Source organism: Methylobacterium sp. WL116 (assembly GCF_008039455.1).
Taxonomy (GTDB): domain Bacteria; phylum Pseudomonadota; class Alphaproteobacteria; order Rhizobiales; family Beijerinckiaceae; genus Methylobacterium.
In genome coordinates, this window is record NZ_VRUV01000125.1 from 1 (window position 1) to 10,118 (window position 10,118).

The window sequence follows — 10,118 nt, forward strand, 5'->3', positions numbered from 1 at the left end:
GTGCCGCCGAGCGCGAGCGCCAGGGCGAGCGCGCTCGCGCCGCGGAGGGTCTGGGTCTTCGACATGGCGTTGGCGTTCCTAGACGGTTTCGCCCCGACCCGTCGCGGCACGGCGCCGGACGGTCTCGCACGGGGCTTCGAGGAAGCGGCATCGCAGCCGCGGGAATCGGCGAGACAGGTGGCTCGCGTCGCACGCAAAGGCAAGGCGCAAGGGATGACGGAAATGAGGTCGCAGGAGCACGGCGCAGATGAGGAAAGGATGCGCGCGCGGTCCATCGCCGTCGCGTCCGCCCGTCCTCGCCCGTCACGGGGAAAGCATTCCGTTGACTCCGTTTCTTGAGCCTTCGTGAACGCGCGCCGGCACAGGCTTGCCGGATCGACGGAGGGGCAGATGCGCAGGATCTCGCAGATCGGATGGATCGTGCTCGCGGCTTCGACCGCTTTCGCGTTCGCGGCGACGCCGTCCTCCGCCGAGGCACGCGGGTTCCGCCTGCGCCTCGGAATCGGCAGCGCGTCCGCTGCGGCTCCGGTCCCGCCGCGCGCGGCCGAGCGCATCGCAAGCGCTGGCGTTCCCTTGCCGATCGCACCGCCTCGCGCGACGGAGCCGGCGTCGCCGCGGACGGAGCCGTGGACGCAGGCACGGGAGACGGTGCGTGGGCTGACGCCCGTCGCCGTCGCGCCCGTCGCCGTCGCGCCGATCGCGGAGCGTGCGAAGCCGTCGCCGCATCCGGTGCGGGTCGCCGGCCCGTGGTGCCCGTCGGACCGCATCGTCGGCGCCGGCGTGGGGTTCTGCGAAGTCAACTGACGCCGCGGGCGACGGCCGCCCGCGAACGGGCCGCGCGAGGCGGCACTGATTCGGATCCGGGCCGAAGCGCCTCTGCGCAGCCCATCGCGCGCCGGCCTCTTTTAGATGCGGCCCGCGATATTTACCTCTATAAGCCCGGCCAACTCAGCCAAGGCCAGCCGTCTGCGGGAGACCGCCGACGGGCTTTCCCGTTTGCAGGTTCACGATGCTCGGTGCCCTCGCCAAGAAGATTTTCGGCTCGTCGAACGACCGGCGCGTGAAGGGCTATCGTCCCCGCGTCGCGGCGATCAACGAGCTCGAAGCCGAGATCCAGGTGCTGTCGGACGAGGCCCTGCGCGGCCGCACCGACATGCTGAAGGCCGAGCTCGCGGCCGGCAAGAGCCTCGACGACATCCTCGTTCCCGCCTTCGCCACCGTGCGCGAGGCGGCCAAGCGCGTGTTCGGCCAGCGCCACTTCGACGTGCAGTTGATCGGCGGCATGGTGCTGCACGAGGGCGGCATCGCCGAGATGAAGACCGGCGAGGGCAAGACGCTGGTGGCGACGCTGCCGGTCTACCTCAACGCGCTGTCGGGCAAGGGCGTCCACGTCGTGACCGTCAACGACTACCTCGCCGCCCGCGACGCGGAGTGGATGGGGCAGGTCTACCGCTTCCTCGGGCTGACCGTCGGCACCATCGTGCACGGCCTCGACGACGAGCAGCGCAAGGAAGCCTACGCCTGCGACATCACCTACGGGACGAACAACGAGTACGGCTTCGACTACCTGCGCGACAACATGAAGTACGAGATGTCCCAGCTGGCGCAGCGGGGGCACAACTTCGCGATCGTCGACGAGGTCGACTCGATCCTGATCGACGAGGCGCGCACGCCGCTGATCATCTCCGGCCCCGTCGACGACCGCTCAGAGCTCTACGTCACCGTCGACGCGCTGATGCCGATGCTTGTGCCCTCGCACTACGACCTCGACGAGAAGCAGCGCACCGTCTCGCTGACCGAGGAGGGCAACGAGTTCATCGAGGACGCGCTGCGCGACGCCGGCATCCTCAAGGACGGCGACCTCTACGACGGCCACAACGTCACCATCGTCCACCACGTGAACCAGGCGCTGCGCGCCCACACGCTGTTCACCCGGGACAAGGACTACATCGTCAAAAACGACGAGGTGGTGATCATCGACGAGTTCACCGGCCGCATGATGCAGGGCCGGCGCTACTCGGAGGGCCTGCACCAGGCTCTCGAGGCGAAGGAGCGGGTGACGATCCAGCCCGAGAACCAGACGCTGGCCTCGATCACCTTCCAGAACTTCTTCCGCCTCTACGACAAGCTTGCGGGCATGACCGGCACGGCCTCGACCGAGGCCGACGAGTTCGCCGAGATCTACAAGCTCGAGGTCGTCGACATTCCGACCAACAAGGAGGTCGAGCGCGTCGACGAGGACGACCAGGTCTACCGCACCGTCGAGGAGAAGTACGCCGGCATCATCGAGGAGATCGAGACGGCGCATGCGCGCCACCAGCCGATCCTGGTCGGCACCGGCTCGATCGAGAAGTCCGAGTTGATCGCCGAGCTGCTCAAGAAGGCTGGCTTCACCCTGCTCGACTATTCCGATCCGAATGCGCTCACAGACGTCTACGCCGCCGCGCGCGAGGGCCGCGTCACCAAGCGCTTCGCGGTGCTGAACGCCCGCTTCCACGAGCAGGAGGCCTACATCGTCGCCGAGGCCGGCGTGCCCGGCGCGATCACCATCGCCACCAACATGGCCGGTCGCGGAACCGACATCAAGCTCGGCGGCAACGTCGAGATGCGCGTCGAGAAGGAGCTCGCCGGCCTCGAGGACGGCCCCGAGCGCGACGCCAAGGTCGCCGCGATCAAGGCCGAGATCGCCGAGAACCGCACCAAGGTGCTGGCGTCGGGCGAGCCGGCCGATCCGGAAGCCGGCCGCAAGAAGGCGTTGCCGGGCGGCCTCTACATCATCGGCACCGAGCGCCACGAATCGCGCCGCATCGACAACCAGCTCCGCGGCCGCTCGGGCCGCCAGGGCGATCCCGGTCGCTCGAAGTTCTTCCTGTCGCTGCAGGACGACCTGATGCGCATTTTCGGCTCCGACCGCATGGACGGGATGCTGCAGAAGCTCGGCCTCGAGCAGGGCGAGGCGATCATCCACCCGTGGATCAACAAGGCGATCGAGAAGGCGCAGCAGAAGGTCGAGGCGCGCAACTTCGACATGCGCAAGAACGTGCTCAAGTACGACAACGTCATGAACGACCAGCGCAAGGTCGTGTTCGAGCAGCGCCGCGACTTCATGGGCCAGGACAGCGTGTCCGAGACCGTCGAGGAGATGCGCCAGGCCACGATCGACGACCTCGTCGCGACCCACATCCCCGAGAACGCCTACGCCGAGCAGTGGGACGTCGCCGGCCTCCGCGAGCGCGTGACGGAGATCCTCAACCTCGACGAGCCGATCGAGGATTGGGCCAAGGAAGAGGGCATCGCCGACGAGGAGATGCGCGAGCGCCTGAAGAAGGCCGCCGACACCGCCTACGCCGCCCGCGCCGAGAAGAACGGTGCCGAGGTGACGACCTACATCGAGAAGCAGGTGCTCCTGCAGACCCTCGATCACCTCTGGCGCGAGCACCTCGTGACGCTCGACCACCTGCGCCAGGTGATCGGCTGGCGCGGCTTCGCCCAGCGCGACCCGCTGAACGAGTACAAGTCCGAGGCCTTCGACCTGTTCAACGGCCTCGTCACGCAGCTGCGCGAGCAGGTCACCAGCCAGCTCTCGCGCGTCGAGATCATGTTCCAGGAGCCGGAAGCCCAGGCGAACCCGTTCGGGCCATCCCCCGGCCTGCCGCAGATGTTCGCCCAGCACCTCGATCCGGTCACCGGCGAGAACGAGATGGACTATGCCGGCCGCGGCACCGGGAGCGACGGCGGCGGCGGGCCGGCCTACGGCTACGCCGCCCAGGGGATGTCGGCCGACGGGGCCGTGCTGGAGCGCGACCCCGACGACGCGACCACCTGGGGCCGGGTCGGCCGCAACGAGCCCTGCCCCTGCGGCTCTGGCAAGAAGTTCAAGCACTGCCACGGCAGCTTCACGGCCTGAGCGCCTGCTCTCGTCACGGCGCTCCCGTCCGTAGGGTTCTCGTTCAGGGGCGCTCCACCCGCCCCGTCATCCCGGGGCGCTGAAAGGCGGGTCCGGGATGACCTGGGATGGGATGTGCGGGCGACGTTTCGTTCGGCCTCGATCGATAGGCGGCGGACGGTCGCCATCGCGAGAACCGGTGCGCCGCGGGATCCATCATCCATGACGACCGTCTTCATCGCGGGCGCCGGCACCGAGATCGGCAAGACCTACGTCACCGCGGCGATCGTGCGGCGCCTGCGCGCCGACGGACGCGACGTGCGGGCGCTGAAGCCCGTCGCGAGCGGCGTGCCGCCGATGGGCGACCCGGATTTTTCCGGCAGCGATACGGCGCAGCTCCTGGCGGCCCAGGGGATCGCGGTCACGGCCGCCGCCGTCGCGGCCTGCTCGCCGTGGCGCTTCGCGGCGCCGCTCGCCCCCGACCAGGCGGCCGCTCTCGAGGGCCAAGCGCCCGTCCTCGAGGACATCGTCACGTGGTGCCTGGAGCGGATGGAGGCCGCGACGGGCACGCTGATCGTCGAGGGCGTCGGCGGCCTGATGAGCCCGGTGACCCAGGAGGCGACCGGCCTCGGCTGGCTGTGGTCGCTCGCCTGCCCGGCGATCCTCATCTCGGGCAGCTATCTCGGGGCGATCAGCCACGCCCTGACGGCCTACGAGACCTGCCGGGCGGCCGACATCCCGGTCCTCGCCATCGTCGTCAACGAGAGCACCGGCGCGCCGACGCCGCCCGAGACGGTCGCCGAGGCGATCGCGCGCCACGCCGAGGTGCCGGTGATCGTCATCGCCCGGGATGCGCCCTGCCCGGATGCGCTCGCCGCCCTGATCTGACGTCGGGCCGACACACATTGACGCGATCGTCGGCGGCGATGCACGGTTCCGATGGACGGGCGCCGGGCGCCTGCTAGCGTCGCGCCGCGAAACGACGAGGGCGGGGCGTTCTGTGAGTGAAAGTCATGTCCGTGCGGAGGGCGGCGCCGAGCCCGCCGCCGCACGAAGGTTCCGCCCGGCCCTGCTGCTCGGGGCGCTCGGGGTCGTCTACGGCGACATCGGCACCAGCCCGCTCTACGCCTTCAAGGAGGCGGTGCGGGCCGCCAGCGGCGGCGGCAACGCCGACCCCATCGCGGTGGTCGGCGCGGTCTCGCTGATCCTGTGGGCGCTGATCCTGATCGTCTCGCTGAAATACGCGGTGCTGATCCTGCGCGCCGACAATGCCGGCGAGGGCGGCATCGTCGCGATGCTGGCGCTGCTGGGCGCGCGCCATGCGAAGCCGCGCTCGTGGAAGGCGCTGCTGCTCGTCGTCGGGCTGATCGGCGCGGCGCTTCTCTACGGCGACGGCGCGATCACCCCGGCGATCTCGGTGCTCTCGGCGATCGAGGGCCTGAAGGTCGATGCGCCGGCGCTCGGCCGCTACGTCGTGCCGATCACGATCGCGATCCTCGTCGCCCTGTTCCTGGTGCAGAGCAAGGGCGTCGCCTTCATCGGGCGGATCTTCGGGCCGGTGATGCTGCTGTGGTTCGTCGTCCTCACGCTGATGGGGATCGGCGGCATTCTGCACAAGCCGGAGATCCTGCAGGCGGCGAACCCCCTGAAGGCGGTGGAATTCTTGATCCATGCCGGTTGGCACGTGAGCTTCGCGATGCTGGGCGCGGCCTTCCTCGCGGTCACCGGCGGCGAGGCGATGTATGCAGACCTCGGGCATTTCGGCGCCCGGCCGATCCGCGTGGCGTGGTTTGCCCTGGTGCTGCCGGCCCTGGTGATCAACTATTTCGGCCAGGGCGCGCTGCTGCTGGCCTCGCCGGACGCGATCGAGAACCCGTTCTACCGGCTCGCGCCGGGCTGGGCGCATTACCCGCTGATCGGGCTGGCGACGATGGCGACGGTGATCGCCTCGCAGGCGATCATCTCGGGTGTGTTCTCGCTGACCCAGCAATCGGTCCAGCTCGGCTTCCTGCCGCCGATGCACATCGTCCAGACCGCCTCAGAGGAGCGTGGGCAGATCTACGTGCCGGCGGTGAACTGGCTCCTCGCCGCCGCCACCATCGCCGCCGTCGTGATCTTCGAATCGTCCGACGCGCTCGCCGGCGCCTACGGCATTGCCGTGTCGCTGCTGATGGCGATCACCACGCTGCTCGCCGCGCTGATCGCTCGCCGATGGGGCTACAACCTCGTGGCGATCCTGGCGGTGAACGGCTTCTTCCTGCTGATCGACCTCGTCTTCCTTGGGGCCAACAGCGTGAAGCTGTTCGAGGGCGGCTGGTTTCCGCTGGTGCTCGCCGGCTTCGTCGCGCTGATGATGCTGACGTGGCGCAGGGGCAACCAGCTGGTCGAGGAGGCCCGCGTCGGCCTGCGCCAGCCCGAGGACGTGTTCCTGGCCTCGCTCCAGCACCAGGACCTGGTGCGGGTCCGCGGAACCGGCGTGTTCCTGTCGGCGGCGATGCACGGCATCCCGATGCACCTGTCGCGGTTCGTCGAGCGCAGCCACGCCCTGCCGGAGCGGGTGATGATCGTCTCCGCCCAGTACGAGGAGACCCCGACCGTGCCGCGCGAGGAGCGCAGCCACGTGACGATCCTCGCGCCCGACTTCTACCGGGTGACCCTGCGCTACGGCTTCATGGAGGAGGCCTCGATCCCCGATGGGCTGGCCTGCGCCGTCGAGCACCGCCGCCTGCCGCCGCAGATGCTCGACGACCTCACGGTCTTCATCGGCCACGAGACCATCATCCCGAAGAACGACGACCGCGGGATGCAGCCCTGGCGCGAGAGCCTCTACGCCTTCATGCAGCGCAACGCCGAGCGCACCGGCGCCTTCTTCGGCGTGCCGACGCGGCAGGTGGTGGAGGTGGGGACCGAGATCGAGATCTAGCGGAGGATCCGCGCGTCGGTGCCGAAGCGTCCCGCCGGGCCGCCTCATCCCCCCGCCGGATCGAGACGTCGGGCCGCGTATCGGGCCCGACCCGAGCGTCGGGCGATCACGCTTTCGCGCGTGGCGGGGGCATTTGGAACCATCATGGGCGCTTGCCGTTCGGACATCCCGACAGCGTTCGGTCACGCTTCGCGGCGTCGTCGCGAGGCCGGGCCGGGATCGCTGAGCACACAGGGAGCGTCCCGATGAGCAGCACCACGGACAAGATCAAGGGCCTCGCCAACGAGGCGGTCGGCAACGTCAAGCAGGGTGTCGGCAACGTCACCGGCAACGAGAAGCTGCAGGCCGAGGGCAAGGCGCAGGAGCTGAAGGGCGAAGCCCAGAAGACCGTCGGCGACGCCAAGGACGGCGTGAAGGGCGCGGCCCAGAAGGCCGCCGACGCCGTCAAGAAGATCTGATCCGTCCAGCGCTCGGCACCGGGGCGGCTGCGAGCCGGCCCCGGTGCCCATCCGCGAAGACCGGCGCTGCCGGCCTTCGGATCACGATGCGAGGGACGAGATCATGAACCGGGATCGATTCGAAGGCGGCGTGCGCAACCTGCGCGGCCGCGCCAAGACCGCGATGGGTGCAGTCGGCGGGGATGCCGGACGCCAGCTCGACGGTGCCGTCGACCAGGCCGCGGGCGTTGCGCAGAACGCCTACGGCCGTGCGCGCGAGACCGCGCGGGACTGGCGTCGCGACGGCGAGCATTTCATCGACGAAGCGAGCGAGCGCGGCCGCGCCATCGCCGACGAGGCCGTGAGCCGCGGACGTCATTACCGCGGCCGGGCGGAGCACCATGGCCGCCACGTCGCGAAACGCGCCGAGGAGAACAAGGGCGCTACCCTGGCGATCGTCGCAGCCGCCGCATTCGGCCTTGGTTGGCTCCTGCGGAGCGATCGCTGATCCATTCGGGGACGGGCGGTACGCGCCTGCAGGATGCGACGTTCAAGATCGTCGTTTCGTCGCCCGCCCGGCGCGTGCGACCGGTAAAAATGGTCTAAGGAACGGCGGACCGGGGGTGGCGATGCCCCCGAGCCCGCAGGCCCCACAGACCGAGACGAGGCGATGACCGGCTCCAGCACTCCGAACACCGTCCTACTGACCCCGTCCCTGACGCGGCCCGCTTCGCAGTTGGTCACCATCTTCGGCGGCTCGGGCTTCCTCGGCCGGCACGTGGTTCGGGCGCTGGCCAAGCGCGGCTACCGCATCCGGGTCGCCGTCCGCCGTCCCGATCTCGCCCTGTTCCTGCAGCCGCTCGGGAAGGTCGGCCAGATCGTCGCCGTGCAGGCGAACCTGCGATACCCCGATTCGGTCGTGCGGGCGGTCGAGGGTGCGGACGTGGTGATCAACCTCGTCGGCATCCTTCAGGAAACCGGCGCCCAGAGCTTCTCGCGCCTCCAGGCCGAAGGCCCCGGCTTGATCGCGCGGGCGGCGGCCAAGGTCGGCGCCGCGATGATCCACGTGTCCGCGATCGGCGCCGATCCGAACTCCGAATCGCGCTATGCCCGCACCAAGGCCGAGGGCGAGGCTGCGGTGTTCGCCGCACGACCCGACGCCGTCGTGTTCCGGCCCTCCCTGGTCTTCGGGCCGGGCGACAGCTTCTTCAACCGCTTCGCCAGCCTCGCCCGGTTCCTGCCGGTGCTGCCGCTGGCCGGGGCCGAGTCGCGCTTCCAGCCCGTCTTCGTCGGCGACGTCGCCGAGGCGATCGCGCTGGTTACCGACGGACGCGTGCCCGGCGGCAAGGTCTACGAGCTTGGCGGACCCGAGGTCGCGACGCTGGATCACCTCGTGCGCTACATGCTCGAAACGACGATGCGCAAGCGCATGGTGGTGTCGCTGCCGCTGCCGATCGCCAAGATCCAGGCCCGTGCCATGGAGATCGCCGACACCCTGACCTTCGGGCTGCTGCCGGCCGACCTCAAACTCACCCGCGATCAGGTCGTTCTGCTGCAGAACGACAACGTCGTCTCGGAGGCCGCCAAGGCGGAGGGCCGCAGCTTCGAGGGGCTCGGCATCCAGCCGACCGCCGCCGAGGCGGTGGTGCCGGGCTATCTCTGGCGCTTCCGAGCCGCCGGGCAGTTCGCCAAGGGCCGCGGTACCGAGGAGCAGGCCGAGATACCCGACTCGATCGCGCCGACCCCGATGGGCGAGGGCTCGCAGCACCGTCCGATGCGGGCGTCCGGTCCGGCGATCGGGGCCGACGCCGGCGGCTCGCCCGGCATGGGCCGGCGCTGGGGCAGCCGGAGCTAGGCCGCTACCGGAGCCGTCCCTGCAGGGCGGGGGCCGGCAGGCGGTGCGCCAGCCGCTTGTGGACGTGGACCATCAGCGCGATGCCGAACAGCGGCGTCAGCAGGTTGAGCACCGGGACAACCATCATCCCGGCCAGCAGGCAGCCCGCCGCGATCGTCGTGCCCGAGAACGTCCGGCGCATCGCGCCGGCCTCCGCCAGCGGCCGGTAGCGGGCCGCAGCCATCTCGAAATACTCGCGCGACAGCAGGTAGGCGTTGGCGGCGAAGAAGGCCGCCAGCCCGATCACCGGCACGAAGAAGATGATCAGCGCAGCAAGGTTCACCAGCAGGGTCAGGCCGGCGAAGCGCAGGGCGTAGAGCATCGCCGCGCCCCACGGCATCGGGCGGCCGGGCGGGTCGTCGGGGAAGTCGGTGCGCTCGACGATCTCGGCGGCGTCGTCGAGGAAGAACCCCGCCACCAGGATCGAGATCGCGGGCATCAGGTAGGCCAGCGCGACGAACAGCCCGAACCCGGCCAGGAAGTAGGCGAGGCTGTCGAGGATGGGGTAGGATTGCGAGATGTGGTGGCTCGCCTGGAACCACTGGATCAATCGCGTCAGCCCGAACCAGGCCAGCGCCAGGATGCCGAGCGTCAACCCAAGCGACTTCCACAGGATCGCACGGAGCGGCGGGGAGAAGGTCTGGCGCAGGGCCGCGAGCGCCGCCTGGATGAGCATGCCGTGATCCCGTCTCCCGCCGCCGATCGGCGCATCGCGGTTGTGGTGTCCCGATCCGTCCGCCGCAAGAGCACCGCTTGCGTCTCGTCGGCCTCGGGCCGGCGGGTTGGCTGAAACGCGCGACGGACCCGGAATGAGAACGACGAGAAGGATCGCGATCCGCGCAATGACCTCGATGCACGAGACGGCACCTTCGCATGCCCGGTTCCGGCCGAGCGTCGCGCCCAGGCTCGCCCCGCTGCCCGCGGACCCGGACGTGATCGTGGTCGGCGCGGGCGCTGCCGGGATCGCCGCCGCGCGGA

At 69.9% G+C, this 10,118-nt stretch carries 8 protein-coding genes; 7 read left to right on the forward strand and 1 reads right to left on the reverse strand.

What is annotated here, in order from left to right:
• Positions 1-345 precede the first annotated feature (345 nt).
• The 7 genes from FV223_RS11660 to FV223_RS11690 all read left to right on the forward strand — a co-directional run bounded on the left by FV223_RS11660 (position 346) and on the right by FV223_RS11690 (position 9,101).
• The gene (locus FV223_RS11660; RefSeq protein ID WP_147727203.1) at positions 346-804 is read left to right on the forward strand and encodes a hypothetical protein; all 459 of its coding nucleotides are present in this window, start codon (positions 346-348) and stop codon (positions 802-804) included.
• A gap of 205 nt (positions 805-1,009) precedes the next feature.
• Positions 1,010-3,907, forward strand: a complete 2,898-nt coding sequence (gene secA, locus FV223_RS11665) for a preprotein translocase subunit SecA (protein WP_147727204.1) — start codon at positions 1,010-1,012, stop codon at positions 3,905-3,907.
• A gap of 201 nt (positions 3,908-4,108) precedes the next feature.
• Complete coding sequence (gene bioD / locus FV223_RS11670) at positions 4,109-4,774, forward strand: dethiobiotin synthase (RefSeq protein ID WP_147727205.1); 666 nt, start codon at positions 4,109-4,111, stop codon at positions 4,772-4,774.
• 181 nt (positions 4,775-4,955) lie between these two features.
• Entirely contained in the window at positions 4,956-6,809 is a 1,854-nt protein-coding gene (locus FV223_RS11675) for a KUP/HAK/KT family potassium transporter (protein WP_187274650.1), read from the forward strand.
• 245 nt (positions 6,810-7,054) lie between these two features.
• Positions 7,055-7,267: a CsbD family protein gene (locus tag FV223_RS11680; protein WP_147727207.1), complete on the forward strand. Its 213-nt coding sequence runs from the start codon at positions 7,055-7,057 to the stop codon at positions 7,265-7,267.
• Between the two features lie 103 nt (positions 7,268-7,370).
• On the forward strand, positions 7,371-7,754 hold the full coding sequence (locus FV223_RS11685) for a CsbD family protein (protein ID WP_147727208.1): 384 nt from the start codon (positions 7,371-7,373) through the stop codon (positions 7,752-7,754).
• Between the two features lie 162 nt (positions 7,755-7,916).
• Complete coding sequence (locus tag FV223_RS11690; RefSeq protein ID WP_147727209.1) at positions 7,917-9,101, forward strand: complex I NDUFA9 subunit family protein; 1,185 nt, start codon at positions 7,917-7,919, stop codon at positions 9,099-9,101.
• Positions 9,102-9,105: 4 nt separating this feature from the next.
• Here the strand turns inward: FV223_RS11690 and FV223_RS11695 are convergent, their stop codons facing one another.
• A complete protein-coding gene (locus tag FV223_RS11695) occupies positions 9,106-9,816 on the reverse strand; it encodes a sulfate transporter family protein (RefSeq protein ID WP_147727210.1) in 711 nt (236 codons plus the stop codon).
• Between the last annotated feature and the right edge of the window lie 302 nt (positions 9,817-10,118).

Coding starts and splice junctions, on each gene's coding strand:
- secA (WP_147727204.1), top strand. CDS start 1,010: ATGCTCGGTGCCCTCGCCAAGAAGATTTTCGGCTCGTCGAACGACCGG.
- bioD (WP_147727205.1), top strand. CDS start 4,109: ATGACGACCGTCTTCATCGCGGGCGCCGGCACCGAGATCGGCAAGACC.
- FV223_RS11680 (WP_147727207.1), top strand. CDS start 7,055: ATGAGCAGCACCACGGACAAGATCAAGGGCCTCGCCAACGAGGCGGTC.
- FV223_RS11685 (WP_147727208.1), top strand. CDS start 7,371: ATGAACCGGGATCGATTCGAAGGCGGCGTGCGCAACCTGCGCGGCCGC.
- FV223_RS11690 (WP_147727209.1), top strand. CDS start 7,917: ATGACCGGCTCCAGCACTCCGAACACCGTCCTACTGACCCCGTCCCTG.
- FV223_RS11695 (WP_147727210.1), bottom strand. CDS start 9,816: ATGCTCATCCAGGCGGCGCTCGCGGCCCTGCGCCAGACCTTCTCCCCG.